The 16402-nt window shown below is 38.6% G+C and carries 23 protein-coding genes; 19 read left to right on the top strand and 4 right to left on the bottom strand.

Translation table 11 applies throughout. From position 1 onward, the window contains the following. Positions 1-37: 37 nt before the first annotated feature. A complete protein-coding gene (rpsN, locus tag ODU50_RS05370) occupies positions 38-307 on the bottom strand; it encodes a 30S ribosomal protein S14 (protein ID WP_002940393.1) in 270 nt (89 codons plus the stop codon). Positions 308-448: 141 nt separating this feature from the next. After that, positions 449-910, bottom strand: a complete 462-nt coding sequence (locus ODU50_RS05365; RefSeq protein WP_024387220.1) for a flavodoxin — start codon at positions 908-910, stop codon at positions 449-451. 94 nt (positions 911-1004) lie between these two features. On the opposite strand from ODU50_RS05365, the gene ODU50_RS05360 reads away from it, so the two are divergent. The 3 genes from ODU50_RS05360 (at position 1005) to ODU50_RS05350 (ending at position 3325) form a co-directional block, all read left to right on the top strand. Then, positions 1005-1949, top strand: coding sequence for a bifunctional oligoribonuclease/PAP phosphatase NrnA (locus ODU50_RS05360; RefSeq protein ID WP_105122007.1), 945 nt, complete (start codon positions 1005-1007; stop codon positions 1947-1949). Beyond that, positions 1936-2964, top strand: coding sequence for an FAD:protein FMN transferase (locus ODU50_RS05355; protein ID WP_105153657.1), 1029 nt, complete (start codon positions 1936-1938; stop codon positions 2962-2964). Before ODU50_RS05360 ends, ODU50_RS05355 begins: the two co-directional genes overlap by 14 nt. A 118-nt stretch (positions 2965-3082) precedes the next feature. Beyond that, positions 3083-3325 carry a type B 50S ribosomal protein L31 gene (locus tag ODU50_RS05350; protein ID WP_012027466.1) on the top strand — a complete coding sequence of 81 codons (243 nt, stop codon included), beginning with the start codon at positions 3083-3085 and terminating at the stop codon, positions 3323-3325. A gap of 102 nt (positions 3326-3427) precedes the next feature. On the opposite strand, the gene ODU50_RS05345 is transcribed toward ODU50_RS05350, so the two are convergent. Further along, positions 3428-4570 carry a site-specific integrase gene (locus tag ODU50_RS05345; RefSeq protein WP_105153658.1) on the bottom strand — a complete coding sequence of 381 codons (1143 nt, stop codon included), beginning with the start codon at positions 4568-4570 and terminating at the stop codon, positions 3428-3430. A 632-nt stretch (positions 4571-5202) separates the two neighbouring features. Then, positions 5203-5811 carry a helix-turn-helix domain-containing protein gene (locus ODU50_RS05340; protein ID WP_105142279.1) on the bottom strand — a complete coding sequence of 203 codons (609 nt, stop codon included), beginning with the start codon at positions 5809-5811 and terminating at the stop codon, positions 5203-5205. Between the two features lie 155 nt (positions 5812-5966). Between ODU50_RS05340 and ODU50_RS05335 the strand changes: the two genes are divergently transcribed. The 16 genes from ODU50_RS05335 to ODU50_RS05260 all read left to right on the top strand — a co-directional run bounded on the left by ODU50_RS05335 (position 5967) and on the right by ODU50_RS05260 (position 16105). Next, a complete protein-coding gene (locus ODU50_RS05335; RefSeq protein WP_105142278.1) occupies positions 5967-6152 on the top strand; it encodes a hypothetical protein in 186 nt (61 codons plus the stop codon). Positions 6153-6168: 16 nt separating this feature from the next. Continuing rightward, positions 6169-6798 (top strand): Rha family transcriptional regulator, encoded by a 630-nt coding sequence (locus ODU50_RS05330; protein ID WP_105142277.1) that lies wholly within the window; start codon positions 6169-6171, stop codon positions 6796-6798. Positions 6799-7080: 282 nt separating this feature from the next. Further along, a complete protein-coding gene (locus tag ODU50_RS05325; RefSeq protein WP_161947039.1) occupies positions 7081-7371 on the top strand; it encodes a hypothetical protein in 291 nt (96 codons plus the stop codon). Further along, positions 7361-7582 carry a hypothetical protein gene (locus tag ODU50_RS05320; RefSeq protein WP_074400673.1) on the top strand — a complete coding sequence of 74 codons (222 nt, stop codon included), beginning with the start codon at positions 7361-7363 and terminating at the stop codon, positions 7580-7582. Before ODU50_RS05325 ends, ODU50_RS05320 begins: the two co-directional genes overlap by 11 nt. Next, the gene (locus ODU50_RS05315) at positions 7560-8009 is read left to right on the top strand and encodes a hypothetical protein (RefSeq protein ID WP_238145638.1); all 450 of its coding nucleotides are present in this window, start codon (positions 7560-7562) and stop codon (positions 8007-8009) included. The genes ODU50_RS05320 and ODU50_RS05315 overlap by 23 nt, the downstream gene beginning before the upstream one ends. After that, the gene (locus ODU50_RS05310; protein WP_023370052.1) at positions 8002-8409 is read left to right on the top strand and encodes a hypothetical protein; all 408 of its coding nucleotides are present in this window, start codon (positions 8002-8004) and stop codon (positions 8407-8409) included. Before ODU50_RS05315 ends, ODU50_RS05310 begins: the two co-directional genes overlap by 8 nt. 131 nt (positions 8410-8540) lie before the next feature. Further along, entirely contained in the window at positions 8541-8810 is a 270-nt protein-coding gene (locus ODU50_RS05305; protein ID WP_105153660.1) for a hypothetical protein, read from the top strand. A 377-nt stretch (positions 8811-9187) separates the two neighbouring features. Continuing rightward, on the top strand, positions 9188-9487 hold the full coding sequence (locus ODU50_RS05300) for a hypothetical protein (protein ID WP_014636469.1): 300 nt from the start codon (positions 9188-9190) through the stop codon (positions 9485-9487). Between the two features lie 12 nt (positions 9488-9499). Beyond that, positions 9500-9943: a hypothetical protein gene (locus tag ODU50_RS05295; RefSeq protein WP_105153661.1), complete on the top strand. Its 444-nt coding sequence runs from the start codon at positions 9500-9502 to the stop codon at positions 9941-9943. Position 9944: 1 nt separating this feature from the next. Continuing rightward, a complete protein-coding gene (locus ODU50_RS05290) occupies positions 9945-10148 on the top strand; it encodes a hypothetical protein (RefSeq protein ID WP_105153662.1) in 204 nt (67 codons plus the stop codon). A gap of 11 nt (positions 10149-10159) precedes the next feature. Then, entirely contained in the window at positions 10160-10360 is a 201-nt protein-coding gene (locus ODU50_RS05285) for a hypothetical protein (protein WP_105153663.1), read from the top strand. Further along, a complete protein-coding gene (locus ODU50_RS05280; protein WP_105153664.1) occupies positions 10353-10925 on the top strand; it encodes a hypothetical protein in 573 nt (190 codons plus the stop codon). The genes ODU50_RS05285 and ODU50_RS05280 overlap by 8 nt, the downstream gene beginning before the upstream one ends. 14 nt (positions 10926-10939) lie before the next feature. After that, entirely contained in the window at positions 10940-12472 is a 1533-nt protein-coding gene (locus ODU50_RS05275; RefSeq protein WP_105153665.1) for a phage/plasmid primase, P4 family, read from the top strand. Between the two features lie 310 nt (positions 12473-12782). After that, positions 12783-12977 (top strand): hypothetical protein, encoded by a 195-nt coding sequence (locus ODU50_RS05270; RefSeq protein ID WP_105153666.1) that lies wholly within the window; start codon positions 12783-12785, stop codon positions 12975-12977. Further along, positions 12964-13506 carry a site-specific integrase gene (locus tag ODU50_RS05265; protein ID WP_105153667.1) on the top strand — a complete coding sequence of 181 codons (543 nt, stop codon included), beginning with the start codon at positions 12964-12966 and terminating at the stop codon, positions 13504-13506. The genes ODU50_RS05270 and ODU50_RS05265 overlap by 14 nt, the downstream gene beginning before the upstream one ends. Positions 13507-14653: 1147 nt before the next feature. After that, complete coding sequence (locus tag ODU50_RS05260; RefSeq protein ID WP_105153668.1) at positions 14654-16105, top strand: IS1182 family transposase; 1452 nt, start codon at positions 14654-14656, stop codon at positions 16103-16105. Positions 16106-16402 lie beyond the last annotated feature (297 nt).

Genomic DNA, 16402 nt, shown 5'->3' with positions numbered 1-16402 from the left:
AAAAAACAAGGCAGAATACTAGCCTTGTTTGAGGAAGTTACCAACTTGCTTTTTTTACCCCAGGAAGTTGACCAAGATGGGCTAATTCACGGAAGGTAATCCGACTCACACCGAATTTTCGCATATAAGCATGCGGACGGCCATCGGTCCTGTCGCGGTATTTCAGTCGATTTGGATTTGAGTCGCGAGGCAATTTTCGAAGTGCTTGATAGTCACCTTTTTCTTTGAGACTTTTTCGCAAATCTGCATAACGTTCGATTAATTCCAATTGCCTCTGATAGCGTGCCATTTTTGATTTTTTAGCCATAAAATTCTCCTTTTTTTAAAAAAACTTAACCAGTTAATTATATATCAAAAAAATAAAGATTGCAAGCAATAGGTGTACAATCTTAAGAATAGGCTAAAAGAAAACAGACTAGACCTATTGATAAGCCAGTCTGTCTGTCAGTTAATTCATTGTATCTAGTTTAGTAACAAGGTCTGTCGCGAATTGCTCAAGGTTAACAATATCCTCATCTTCAGCAGCAAGGTCTACCTTAACATTTTCGGCACCCTTAGTTGCACCACGTGAACCCAACATGACATCAAAGTCATCTACTGCACTACAGAAGTCATCATAGAAGGTATCGCCAGAACCACAAACACCGTAGACCTTACCGGTCAAATCTAAGTCAGCTAGGTCAGCATAGAAATCAACAATTTCATCTGGAAGCTCACCGTCTCCACCGTAAGAATAGGTGTAGCTGGCTACCACGATGAGGTCCGCATCCAAGATTTCTTCGGTTTCAATAGTCGTACATTCGTGAACCTGTACTTCCAAACCTAACTCTTCTAGCTTACTGGCGACGATGTCAGCAATTTCTTCTGTGTTACCAGTCATACTAGCGTAAACTATTTTTGCTAGTGCCATAATTTCCTCCAAATTACATAGTAATTCCATTATACCACACTCCCATCATTTTCAAAAGGGGAAGTTTATGCTAAAATGATGAAAAGGAGTTGCTATGACAATTTACAGTAAAATTATTGAAAAAATTCACGAATACGACACGATTATTATTCACCGACATAAACGACCAGATCCGGATGCCATTGGTAGTCAAGTTGGCTTGCAGAAACTCTTACAGAAGAATTTTCCTGAAAAAACCATCAAGGTAACCGGTTTTGAGGAACCAAATCTTGCTTGGATGGCAGGAATGGACGTAGTTGCAGACCAAGATTATCAAGGAGCCTTGGTTATCGTGACAGACACTGCCAATACGGCGCGTGTGGATGACGACCGTTATACTCAAGGAAATTTCTTGATTAAAATCGATCATCACCCCAATGAAGAGCCTTATGGTGACCTGCTCTGGGTCAATACGGAAGCCAGCTCATGCAGTGAAATGATTACGGAACTGGCTATCCAATGCCAACTGGAACTAGATGGAGAGATTGCACGTCTACTCTATGCAGGAATTGTGGGCGATACAGGTCGCTTTCTCTATCCGGCAACCAGCTCGCGCACCTTTGAGATTGTTGCTCGTCTCCGCCAAGAAGATTTTGACTTTGCAAGGATGTCTCGCCAAATGGATACCATCGATTTCAAGATTGCCAAGTTGATAGGTTACGTCTACGACAACTTGGAAGTGGATGAACATGGTGCGGCACGTGTCGTTTTGACACAGGATATTCTCAAAAAATACGGGGTGACCGATGCGGACACTTCCTTTATCGTAGGTGCGCCAGGACGTATTGGAATCGTTCAATCTTGGGGGATTTTTGTGGAACAAACTGACGGAAATTACAGAGTCCGTTTGCGCAGTAAGTATCTTCCAATCAACGAGATTGCCAAACGCCACGATGGCGGTGGCCACCCACTAGCAAGTGGTGCTAACTCTTATTCACTCTCCGAAAATGAGCAAATATACCAAGAAATCCAAGAGGTAGTGAGGAATGCAAGCAAGTAGTCGCTCCCTTCGTTTAATGGGCACTGTCATTGAAACAAAAATCTGGCATCCACAGGCAGAACCGATTTTGGATCAGGTAGAAGAGTTGCTCTATCTCTACAAGGATCGGTTTTCTGCCAATGACTTGACTTCTGAATTGATGGAGGTCAACCTCAATGCAGGTGTTCAGGCGGTTCCTGTTGCCGATGACCTGTATGAATTGATCAAATTGGGCAAAGAACACAGTCTGGCTCAGGGATCTTTTTTGAATATTACCATTGGCCCCCTTGTACAAAGCTGGCGGATTGGATTTAGCGATGCCAAACTTCCAACTCAAGAAATGATCAGTGAAAAACTCCAACTCATCAATCCAAGGGACATTGAATTAGATGATGAAGAGCAAACAGTCTATTTGAGAAAAGAAGGCATGGCGATCGATCTAGGTGCTCTGGCTAAAGGATATGTAGCAGATAAGATTGTCGACTTCTTGAAAAGAATAGGTGTGGAAGCTGGACTGATTAACCTGGGTGGCAACGTCCTGACCTTTGGTCAAGCTCCTCACAATGCCGATGGCTATTGGCGAATTGGTATACAGGATCCTCAGAAACCACGTGGTGAAAATGCCCTCGTCCTCAAAATAGGAGAAGAATCGGTAGTCACCTCTGGTATTTACGAAAGAACCCTTACCGTGAATGGAAAGACCTATCATCATATTTTGAGTCCTGAGACTGGCTATCCAATGGAGTCGCAGCTGGCTAGTTTGACCATTGTATCCAAACAATCTGTTGATGGTGAGATTTGGACGACTCGACTGTTTGGTCAAGAAATAACTCGGATTTATAAGATGGTAGAAGAGACTGATGGTATCGAGGCGGTTCTGATTGGGCTGGATGGCAGGATTCTAGTGACCTCAGGGCTTTCTGAGAAAGTTCTTGCCGGTAAAGAAAGAATTTCTGATAGCTTGGGCAGTCCTTCAAGAGGGGGATTTGGCGCCAGAGTAACTTCTGACCTTGCTTCAGGTGCTTCTGTACTATAACTTGAAAAAATATTAAAAAAATAGGTAAAAAGACTTGCCATAAGAACAAACTTTTGGTAAACTTAAATGGTTATAATCTATGGCTCGGAAAGAGTCCATGGCAGAAAGGAATTTTAAAATGAAAAAAGATATCCATCCAGAATATCGCACTGTTGTCTTCATGGACACAACTACTGGCTACAAGTTCCTTAGCGGTTCAACTAAGAAATCTAACGAAACAGTTGAATTCGAAGGTGAAACTTACCCATTGATCCGTGTGGAAATTTCATCAGACTCACACCCATTCTATACTGGACGTCAAAAGTTCACTCAAGCAGATGGACGTGTGGATCGCTTCAACAAAAAATACGGTCTCAAATAATCAGCGTTATAAAACCGTTAGAAACGTTGATTTTAAGCCATTCCCGTGCCTTGGGAATGGTTTTCTTTTTGAAATGGTAACGGAAATGGTAACGGCTGGGCGTTACATTCCCAAAAATTGGGCAAACTTTTCAGCCGTTTTTTCTTTTGTATTTTCCGTAACATGAGCGTAAATATTCATAGTTGTTTTAATATCTTCATGACCTAATCTTTCTTGTACTTCTTTAATCGATGCCCCAGCTTCAAAAAGTAAGCTACAATGTGTATGGCGGAAACCGTGGGGCGTTATATAAGGCAAGTCATATTTTTTCAGGATACAACGTAGATTATAGTTTATATAATCAAAACTATGGGCGTTGCCTGTTTCTGCTGGAAAAACTAGGTCAGTTGGTTTCACGCGCTGGGGGAAGTTTAAAAACTGTCTAGTCTTTTCCCATTTTTTCAGAATAGACACGGTAATAGGGTCAAGCGTGATAGTGCGCTTACTCTTTTTTGTTTTGGGTGTTTGATAGACAATAGTGTTATTTTCTCCGTAGGCTACTATTTGGCTAACTGATAAACGTGAGGTAAAGAAGTCTAAGTCTTTCCACCGTAGGGCAAGAACTTCGCTTTTTCTCATACCTGTAAAGGCGAGTAAGCGGAAAATGCAGGCTATTTCTTCCTTGTCTTCCTTTGCTAGGCAGTCTAGGAACTTTTGCAAGTCTTCACGGCTGTAGAAGTTTTCTTTTTTCTTTTCTTCTTCATCGACTTCAGAGGATTTACGGGGCTTTATTATCTTCTTCATGGGGTTATCATGAATATAGCCCAGATTTACCGCAAAATCTAAAACCATCTTAGTCATACCGATAAAGTTAGCGTATTTCTTGTAGCCTTTAAACCATTCTTGAGCCTGTTTTTGGCACATTGGTAGGCTTATTTTATCCACGTAGCACGCGCCAAAGGCTGGGATGATATGTAAGTCTGCTTGTGCCTTTTGTCTGGCGTATGTACTAGCCTTCACGGTGTTTTTATAGTGTTCCAGCCATATCTTATAGACTTCCTCAAAGGTTATTCTATCTGGCTTGTCAAAAAATCCTTCATGCTCCACTTTTAGAAGTAATTGGCTTTCAGCTATTTTGGCTTCTTTCTTAGTTTTAAAACCTCTTTTCCTTACGCGCTTTTCTTTGCCTGTAAGTGGGTCTATACCTACATAAGCAATATAAGAGTATCTAACAGAGCCGTCTTTTAGTTGGTATTGTTTAATCATTTGTTTATCCTTCCTATTGGTTTCCCCACCTAATCGAAAGAATAAAATAGTATGCGCGTGTTTATAAGTGGTTTCTTATAGTGTTACTAAGAATGAAAAAAGTGCCTAGCAAAACTAGACACCTCACGCAAATATACACCCTCGGGCGTTATAAATGCTTTCTCCGTTTATCTAGTTTATAGTATTTGGGATTAAATATCAATTATAAAAATATGGTTGCTTACATGTTGCCGTGTGTAAGCGGGGAGAATTTGACAACAAAATAAATTATCTGATAAGATATACAAGCCCCCTGAATTTACTGAAGGGAGGTGATTTAGTTGCTAGAACTTATCCTCACAAGTATTCTAGCGCCGTTATTGGTTAATATCTTGACTGAAGTAGTTAAGTATTATTTAGACGATAACGACGACTAACCCCAAACAGGGGCAAACAAAAACCCTCAACGCTGGCACGTTGGGGGCTTTTTTGATTTAGTGCTAGAATTGTCCTCACAACAATTCTTTACACTATGATTATACCCCCATTATAGGTTATGTGTCAATCAATTTGTATATTTCCACGCGCCGACCTGCTGGGTTGGCGTTTTTTAGTTGTCTATAGATTATTACAAAAGTTGTATTATTTTGGATTTAGTCTTTTTCTTCATCGCGTAAGCTTTTCATTTTTTCTAAGATGTCTTTTAAGTCATCATGGCTAATTCTTTCCCCTTCTTCTATAAAGGTTAGAACTTCTAGCGGTGTTACTGTAGTTTCTTCGAAAGTTAGTTTATCGTATATTTTTTCTATAGTCTCATTATCAGTTTTTCTTCTCGTTGAGTACCACTGCATAATTTCAATTTCCTTTTCAACGGTATGAAGTGTATAGAGCGCAACATTTTGATAGTTATCGTATTTACCGCCGTGGAAATCGTCATATTTTTGTATTATTCTCATTGCGAGTTCTAACATAGTTGCTTTTGACAGATTTAATAAAGATATTTTATTACTATCAATCATTTCAAGAATTTCTAACATTTCTTTGTCGTTGTTAACTGGGAAATCTCTTTTATCAGTACTCTTTGTTAAGTATTCTATAGAAACATGGAATAAGTCGGCAATTTCTTGTAATAATCCTAATTGAGGATTTCTCTTACCTGTTTCATATTGGCTCAAAGTATTATCTCTTATGCCTAGAATGTCACCTAATTCTTTTAAGGTCATCCCTTTTTCTTTTCTTAATTCAGCTATTCTATTTTCCAAAAAGTAGTCCTCCTTTTTTTTCTTGCAAAAATAATTATAACTTAAAAGTGTAAAAAAACCAATATTTTTTCACAAAATGTGAATTTTCTGCTTGACATTCACAAAATGAGAGTGTAATATAATACTCACAATATGTGAGTGAAAGGAGAAGATATATGCTTATAACTTTAGAACAAGCAAAAGCAATTCGCCGAAAACAAGCGGATAAGAAGTTATCCGCTAAACAAGCTAGTGCAGAGATTAAAGTTGTACCAACAACATATCGAAAGCTATGCAATGGCGGAGAAGTCAAGCCAAGTGTTTATCAAAAGGCAATGCAATGGCTAGCAAAAGATTATTAGAAAGGATTAGGAAAGCATGGAATTAGTTTACATGGACGGACGGAAAGAACCATATACGACACACGACATCATAGCAGAACATGCTGAAATTGAGAATATCTCAGTTAGAAAGCTGATTGAAAAACACAAGAAAGATTTAGAAGTTTTCGGGGTTTTGTCATTTGAAATCCATAAACCCGAAAAAGGAAGTTTAGGCGGACGACCTAGGAAAGTTTATCGATTAAATGAGCAACAGGCAACCTTATTAGTTACTTATTTAGGCAATACTGAACCTGTCAGAGAATTTAAAAAGAATTTAGTTAAAGCATTCTTTGAAATGCGTGACGAGGTAGCAAAATTTCGCTATCAGAGAGCGCTAGAAAAACCTAGGCAGAAGACCCTACACGACAGCATAGAAATATGGCAGAAAGCCCCTAAACATGCGCATAGCACGATTACAAACCTTTTGCTAAAAGGTACAACAGGAATGAACAAAAAGCAGTTGATGGCAAAACGTGGAGGTATGAGTGGAATTGACAGCCTAACAAGTCAAGAGCTTATCAGATACCAAGCATTAGAAGAAATGGTTATTGCTATGATTAACCTTGGTATGTGTTACCACGATATTAAGTTAATGGTATTTAGACCACTAAAAAAAGATACATAAGGTACATTAGTAAGAAAGGAGACAACCATAGGCGGACTACTTTATCTAACCCTAAAAAAGACGGCTAGGTACATTCTAGCTATCTTACAATGGCTATTTACTCATGATTGACCACCGACCAAGGGCAATCACGCGCAGAAAAAAGAACTAAAGACCATTTTAAGGGCGTACCCCTTAAAACTACGACCAACGACAAAAACAAATGATTAAACGATAATACAGGGTTTCCCCACCTAATCCAAAGAATAAACACGCAGGCGCGTGCTAGAAAGGAAATACAACATGACCACACTTGAAGAACGCTACTCTATTGAGCGTAGAGCCTTTTTAGGACAACGGGCGACACGCCAAGAATTACTAGAAAGGGTTATTTACCTTGAACTAATGGTAATGGATATGGCGGACAGTACACTAGATACAGACTTCCCAGAAATGGCAGTCACTACAACACTAGACCATATAGCAAATTTTGGCGATGAAGCCCTTTATCTACTAGAGAGCCTAGACCATGACGGCGATTATAAAGCCCTTTGGGAGCATACAAAAGACACAGGGGCAGACAATGGCAAGTAAGCAACTTGAAGCACTCCTAGAGCGTGCTAACAAGTCAGATGAAGAACTAGACTACATTACCGATTATCTAGCTAGTTTGAATAATGAAGCCATAGAAACGACACTAGCGGGCAAATTTGAAGCCGTTAGCCGTTTCATATGGGAGATACAAGGCTATTTACAAGAGAAACTAAAGGAGAAAACACAAAATGAGCAAGAAACAGACCTATAAAGAGTTTAAAAAATGGGTAGATGACAAGGTAAACATGGCGGAAGCTATGGGGCTAGATGAAAATGCTGAAGTTTTACCCGATATGGTGGAACATAACGCCCAAGCATGGGTACAGATCCAAGAAATGCTAGAGGAACACACTCTACATTATCGAGCAAAGGGCAAGAAACGGAAGAAAGCCCGTAAAAACTATACTATCAGCCGTAAAAAGTACCTAGATTTACTCAAACAACTGTATGAATTGTATGACCTAGCCGAAAAAGTAGAGGACTTTCAGCCCCTTATCCCGAAAGAAGCAGACAAAAAAGAATTTTGTGAACTATGGGTAGGCTTACAAGAAGGGCTAGGCTACTTGCTTTCTGAGTACAATAGCACTTTGACAGAAAAGGAGCTGGAATATATCGAGGGAGAAACGGAAGATGACTAAAACACCATTTACACAGGAACTACTACAACAAGTTTATGAAGATAATGGGCTAGTTAGCTTTGATTTACTCCTAGAACGGCTAAAAGGTTGGACGATAGAGGGAATTAAGGCACGTTTTAACCAATGGCGACACCGTGGCATTATCTCTTATAGCTTGCTGAATGATGAAATTGACGAATTTCAATTCTTAAAAACCAAACGAGAAGAAAAACAAGAAATTACCGAGGGGCGGAAGTTAAAGCTAGATGAGTATTTCAAGCAAGTTTTGGCAACGGCTGACATTATCAATAAGCCAACGGCAAGCGATACAAACCGCCTAAAGGCTATCCAACTCCAACAACAAGCCCTAACGGAAATCCCCGACGACATTTACAAAGAATTTTCTGAGGTTTACGCCTAGAGGGTGTTAAATTCTCAAAAAAAGGTACATTCTAGCGATTTTTTAGAATGGGTAGTATAAAGATACCAGAAAATAAAAAAACGGCGTATAGACGATTTTAAGCGGTATATTGAACAGAAAGGAAAAAACAAATGACTGAAGCATTGTTAAGCGAAAGCGAAAGCGCAAGCCTTGAACTTGTACGTGGTGCGTTAGTTTTGGCGCGTGAAATGGCAAAGGACGAAATAGAACGGCTAAACAAAAAGCCCCTACGACAAGGGGAAGTAATGGAGTTATATGGCTTTGACCACAAATACATGAAATATCTAAAGTCATGCGGGTTAAGGTCACGCCGTCAAGGGAAGTCTATCTACTATGATGTGCGAGATGTTGACGAAATACTGGAAAAGTTGAAAGAATGACAACAAAAAAGGCTTACACCAGCGACCAAACTGACAAGCCTTCAAATGATTAAACAATAACCAGGGAAGGGCGAACCCTTGCATACCTTTGTTATTGCCTTAATCATACCATAAGGACAATGAGAAGGCAAGTCAATATTATTTATTTCAAGATATTAAGATTTTCAAAATCATAAAGCACACACTAACTAGGCTATTATTTTGGCACACACTTACAAGATAAGTTTGGGGCGGGCAACCGCTGGGGATAGTCTAGGCTAGTTCCAAAACATGTATAGTAAAAGAAAAATTGTAGACAGGTCAACACACGGGAAAAGCACGCGCCACCGCGCGAGCCAATACCAGAAATACAAGAATAAAAGCAGAAAGGAGAGAAAATGGACTTAAAAGGAAACGACAAGCATATATATAGCCTAATCGGTGTAGGAATTGAAAAAGCCATCACGGCACGCCACATAGCACAACAAACCAACCTAGATAAAAGAACGGTTAGGGAATGTGTTAGACGGCTGATAATCAAGCATAAAATACCAATTATAGGCAACCGCAAAGGCAATCATAAGGGCTATTTTATACCAGCCAATCATAGCGAACTAATGGCAGGTATAGGGGCGCTTGAAAAACAAATCGAAGAAGAAAAGAAACGGCTTGAAGTATTGCTAGAAGCCGAGGTATAAGGAAAATCATACATGAAACAGTATTTTAAACAATTTGAAGAACGGTTACAAGTTGCAGAAGAAAAGCTAGATATTTTAAGCGATTGGCATATCGCCAAAGGTCACAAGGGAGCTACTGAAATCGCTGAAGACTGTAGAACGGCTATTACAACGCTTTGGATGGAGTTTTACAGACTATCAGAGGCATATAAAGAGGCTGAGGCAGGTCATGAAGAGTTTTATCAAGCGAATGTGGATTATTTGTTAGGGGAGTTACGGAAACACGATAATACTCTTTTAGAAAATGCGCTATCAATCGGGAAAGGGCGCCCCAACTATCTTTTATTTGATTATCTGGATAAAGAACAGCGGATTTTTGAAAATCCTGACAATTTAGCAACAGCGCCAACAGGGAATATTTGGCACTATATCCGCAGTCTAATTATCAAAGACCAAAAAGAACGAGGTATTTTATAAAATGCAAGAAATGACAATAGAACAAGCGTTAACACTCATAGCAATATTTACACCGCTAAACCTCTTTCTATGGTTTGGCGTTGGTTTAGGTAGTATTCAAGCCCCTAGCATGCCTAAAAAAGTTTCTGAGGGTAAACATACCACGCAACATATAAACGATAACTACGGGGCTTATATTTGGCTTGCTGGCAAGAGATATAACTAGGAGTTTCAAGAATGGATATAGAAGAACTATTAGAAACCGTTAGAAAAGAAGACCCCGAAATTTACCAAGTGATAATAGCTTTTCTTAAGGGAGAAATATCACGCGAGGAAATAGATATTTTTATATCTTTGTCAGATGAGAAAGATAGAGCTGAATGGGTAAAGCAACAAATAGCGAAACAAAAGAACATAGAAAGGGAAAAAGATGTATAACATTGTAGAAGTGACTATAAAACGTGGGGAACAAATACTACTAGATTTACTAAAAGACAATCCGACACGCGCAGTAATGCAAGATAATTTTTTCCGCTTTTTTTACTACTTGCCATTTGGTGGTTATATCACACCTTTCAACCTAAACAACATTACTTTAAAAGTAGTTGAAGAAATACCAGCCCCGAAAGATTGGGAACTTATTAGAGATTATCCAATAAGTATCATGAAAACAAGTCTATTAGCAAAACTAGAAGACTTTGAAAGATACACGTTAGACCAGCAAAGACAAGCAAGCAGACTATACCTAGATGGCTGGATGTTTGATACTGTCACAAATGGGATTTACACCAAGGAAGAAACGGCTATTTTTATTAGACAAATGTATTTACATGGCTATGATTTTGAACAAGTAGTAGATTTATTTTCTGCCATTGTGAAACGGTCAAGCCTAGCAAGTTATTTCTTAGACATGATGAAACGGCTTTATTTTGCTGAAGCTACAGGAAATACAATAGCATACATTATCAATCAGCAAAAACAAGATACAAAAATCATAAGCTAGACCATAGAAAGAAGGTGGGTAGTATTACACAGTATGGAAGACAAATAACAGGAGAAACGCAATATAATGCGCGTGATATACGGCTTAGAACGTTTAAAGGTTGGCAAGGGAAGGTATTGCAATTTGTCCAACACAAGCAGGCAGAACGCTATAGAGAGCTATTAGAAGACGGTTTAGACGATAAGCAGGCACAAGCAGAAATTAAAAAGCCTGTTCCACCTTTGATAGTTGCCCAATATATGGCGGAACTGCTGACAGTTTGCAGAATTGAAAGCGATGAGGGTACAAAACCCGTTTATTTTTATAATCCTGATGAGGGGCTTTATATCAATGATAGGGAATTTTTAAAAGACTTTATAAGTATTATAGAGCCACGGCACAACGAAAAAAGGGCTAGCGATTGTATTTACCACTTAACCCGAAAAGCACCACATAGACAGGCGGAAAACGCCCCACATTTGATAATAGTTGGCAATGGTATCTACAACCGAAAGACACGGACACTAGAACCATTTACAGAAACAAGGGTATTCACTCATAAGATACAAACCAACTACAATCCACACGCCCAAAGCCCGACTATAAAGGGCTGGGAGTTTAAGGACTGGCTATTAGATTTATTTAACGGGGATAAAGAACTTTATCAGCTATCACTTCAACTACTCAATGCCGTTGTACGTGGGGAAAGTTACGCTAAAATGTTTTGGTTTGTAGGAGAAGGCGGAACAGGAAAGGGAACGCTACAAGAGTTATTTATAAACCTAATAGGACGGCAGAATATAGCAAGTATAAAGATAACGGACTTAGATGTTAATAATCGCTTTACCCTAGCCCAAGCAATCGGAAAACAAGCCATAATAGGCGACGATGTGCAAGCTGGGGCGGTTATTCGTGATACTTCTAAACTATTCAGCCTAGTTGGTGGGGATACTGTAACGGTAGAGAAAAAAGGGAAAGATGCTTATAGTACCTTTATAAAAACTGTTGTCATTCAATCAACAAACACCCTACCAAAGATACGGGGAGACTATCACGCTATACGGCGTAGAATGGTTATTTTGCCCTTTAATAAGCACTTTAAAGGGAAACCTAACCGAGCAATCAAAAACGATTATATCACGCGCCCTAGCGTCCTAGAATACGTGTTAAAAACAGTTATCGACCTAGATTTCAAGGACTTTATAGAGCCGAGCAAGTCTATAGATTTACTTGACGAATATCAGGAAGCCATAGATCCTGTTTTAGCATTTTCACAAAATCTATTTACTAATTTACATTCTACCTTTATCCCTAATGATTGGGTATGGTGGTACTTTACAGGCTTTGCAGATTATCATAATTTTCAACATAATTTCAGTAGTCAAGGTTTTCACACTCACTTTCCGCAATATTTACCCGAAGACTGGGAAAAATTGGCTTATCCTATTAGGATACCAAGAGGGGCAGACCTTCCCAAAGGTTTCTACCCCAAGGAAGACCAGCCCCACTATTTACCCCTATATGTGCCCATCAAAGGGAAGGCGCAGAGGGGCTATAAGAAAAAATAAGTTACAACACTTACAACACTTGGCACAACACTTTTTAGAAAAAGTGTAGTGACGAAACCCCAACAGCCCCAACGCTTTACAGAATATTACTACACTTACTACACTTATTATATATAAAGTAATAAAAAAGAAATATACTTTCTTGTGTATGTATATATATTATAAAAAAATTCAACGTATTCAAAAAAAGTGTAGTAAGTGTAGTAACATCTTCAAACCCCTTGCGCCCCAAGGGTTTTCGCTACAACACTTTATAATTCTAAGTGTTGTTAAGCGTTGTAAGGTGTTGTAATTTTAATACAGAAAGAAGGTGGAATTATTGAAGCAAACCAATGTAGAGAACTTCAGAACGCGAACCGATGGAAAATATAAGGGAATGCTGGAAGGGCATGCCCAATGGTTAGAAAACTTAGAGCGATACTATTTCCCAAATAAGTCCGCTAGTGAATATGACAATTTAAATGCGCGTGATAAAGAAGGGGAAATAGCAAATGAACGCAGTTGAACCTATTCGAAACAAAGACGATATTCAAGCCATGAAGGACTATCTAAGGTCCTGGAATGAAAGGAACTATATACTATTTCTTGTGGGAATAAACACAGGTTTTAGAATTGGCGATATTTTAAAATTAAGAGTTAAGGACGTCCAAGGTTGGCACATTCGAGTTCGGGAACAAAAAACAGGTAAGCAGAAAACTATCAAAATGACCCGAACATTAAAGAACGAGTTAAGGAAGTATGTAGAAGGTAAACCGCCCCATCATTATCTTTTTCAAAGCCGTAACGGTGTAAATAAACCGCTTGACCGCCGTACAGTTTACTGGATATTAAAGACCGCTGGGAATGATTTAGGTATAGAAAATATTGGTACTCATACCATGCGGAAAACATTTGGCTATCATTATTATAAAAAATATAAGAATGTAGCTGATTTAATGACTATATTTAATCATTCAAGCCCAGCAATCACGCTAATATACATAGGAGTTAGACAAGATGACCTAGATACAAAGATGGCTAATTTTGACATTTAAAGACAAATTTCAAGTATTAATTAGACATAATGAAGAAAATGCTAGTAATTATTTAAGGAATAGCTGAAAGCCTTGATAGCATTGAGTTTAGAGAGTGAAACATAATTAGACAGAATATAAGATATGACTAATTGAACGAACACGAAAACCACTCCAAAAATACAAAAAAGAATATAAAACCATTAAGCCCTTTACATGTTAGTATTAAGGGCTTATCTATTGTCTGTAGTGCATTTGGAAGATAGGGGGGTGTACCCTACCACCCTATCGCCTTTGGACTTCACGCCGTCATTCTACATTTTTTCTCGCGTGAAAAATATTATAAACAACTATTACACTGATGATAGTAGTCTAGTATAAATAAGCCCCCATGCCAAAACAAAACGCTTTTCTGCAGGGGAAACGTGCAACGGGAAAGGGACATCGGAAAAAATATCTAGTCTATATTTATCGTAAGTCAAAAACGAATCAGATTATAATAGATTGTTGATTTTATATTTTACCCCCCTACCCTGTTGAAATATGTTCAAATGATTGGGAACCGAGTAAGGGAACTTCTTCCAAGTCGGGAACCGTTAGACAAAAAGGGGGTAAAAATTTTGTAGAATTTATGACAAGAGATTTTTTCTATATCCCCCCTGATTTAGAATGTTAGCACATGCAGAAAATAACGGTGTCAATCCTCTTGTGTATCTCTCCCCCAAAATTGACCAAAATTGATACATAAAAAACAATAAAAATATCAATAGTGTAAAATTTGAAATAGACATTAAAAAAAGCTAGAAATACTAGCTTTTTATTTTTATTCAAAAAATGATGTATAAAAATAAGACTTCTTATTCCTTGGAATAGGTGGGGAAACTCTTTATTTTGGTAACGGAAAAAGTTCCGACTGATGATAATTGATAAGAATATATAAGAATTTTATAAAATCTTTCTTCTATTTATATAGTTATCTTATTATTTAATGAAAAATGATAATGAATAAAGGGGTATAAAATACGGTCTCAAATAAAAAAACAGTCCTTAACGGACTGTTTCAGAATGAAGACAAAGTCGTTAGAATTATATTTCTAACGGCTTTTTCATATGTAAAGTAGTATAATAGAGATAGGAATACTAGCTAATAAGCAGAGGGAGAATCGCTATGTTACACAAAGAAAATCCAGACTACAATCGCGGTCAATTTGGTTTCTACAGTTTAGATGACCTTGTTCCTCAAGATCATCTCCTTCGTCAAATAGAGGAAGCTATTGACTTCTCCTTTATCTATGACTTAGTCGCAGATAGCTATAGCGATGATACAGGGCGTCCTAGTCTTGACCCTATTCTGCTCATTAAAATTCCAATCCTTCAGTGTCTCTTCGGCATTCGTTCCATGCGTCAAACCATTAAGGAAATCGAAGTCAACACTGCCTACCGTTGGTTTCTTGGTCTTCGACTGGATGATAAGGTGCCTCATTTCACTACCTACGGAAAGAACTATGTCCGTCGTTTTCAAGATAGACAAGTTATTGAAGGCATTTTCACCCATATCTTAGGTCTCTGCGTCAATGCAGGCTTCATAGATCCAACAGAAATTTTCATTGACGGTACCCATATCAAGGCTGCGGCGAATAATCGTAAATTCATCAATCGTGAAATTGAAAAGCAAGCCAAGTTTATGAGTGACCAGCTAGAGATTGAAATTAACAGGGATAGAGAAAAGCATGCAAAAAAGCCGCTAGGGCCCGCAAAAGAGGAGGGACCCATCGCTAAGAAAATTTCTACAACTGACCCTGAAAGTGGCTGGTTTCATAAAGGGGACCATAAGGAAGTATTTGCTTATACAGCTCAGGTTGCTTGTGACAAGCATGGTTGGGCTCTGGCTTATAGCGTGGAGGCTGGCAATGTCCATGACAGCCAGGCCTTTCCTGTACTCTTCGCTAAACTCCAACCCTTTCAGCCTAGCTTTCTCGTTGCCGATTCTGGCTATAAGACCCCAAGTATCGCTCGCTTCCTCCTAGAACAAGAGATTACTCCAGTCTTTCCGTATACACGACCGAAAGGAAAGAAAGGGAAACTACGCTCGAAGGATTTTGTCTATGATGAATACTATGACTGTTATATCTGTCCTGAGAATCAGGTCTTAACCTATCGCACTACAACCAGAGAAGGTTATCGGGAATATAAGAGTGACTCAGCTATCTGTGCTACTTGTCCACTTCTATCAATTTGTACAGAAAGCAAGAACAAGCAGAAAGTGGTAACTCGACACATTTGGAAAGAGGCTTTAGAAAGCTGTGAAGAGATTCGGCACAGGAAAGGTATGAAGGAGCTCTACCAGAAGCGGAAAGAAACCATTGAACGCCTCTTTGGGACAGCCAAAGAGTACCACAATCTTCGTTACACAAGAGAGAAAGGCAAGTCCAAAATGGAGGATAAGGTTGGACTGACTTTGGCGTGTTTAAATCTCAAGAAATTGGTAAAAATGAGGGCAGGGAAGCCTTTTTATTTTGTCCAAATAGCCACTATTCTGGCAAAAAGACGGACTATCAGACCAATAAACAGAAAAAGTCCATTTTGGACAATTTTCTTCAATCTTTTTTCTTTATGTTGAAAATAAAAAAACTCTCAGAAACGTCGAAATATCAATGTTTCCAAGAGTTTAATGACTTGTTATTTTTCGCAAACTTCTTCAATTTTTTATATTTTTAGGAGTTTGTCTACGTTCTGAAACAGTCCTTAACGGACTGTTTTTTCACGAGCTTGAAAATAAAAGAGCGAGTTGAGGCTGGGCAAAAACTAGCTTCTCACATATAAAAAACGAGCAATTCCAATTAGGAGTTGCTCGTTTTCCACTTCATGCTTTATAATTATAATAACCACAAAACAACTAGAAAGGCATGAAAATGTA

Origin of the sequence: Streptococcus sp. 2020WUSS084 (assembly GCF_044427445.1) — a bacterium.
Taxonomy (GTDB): Bacteria; Bacillota; Bacilli; order Lactobacillales; family Streptococcaceae; genus Streptococcus; species Streptococcus suis.
The sequence above is the reverse complement of the archived record's forward strand: the minus strand, read 5'-3'. Positions and strand labels throughout refer to the sequence as shown.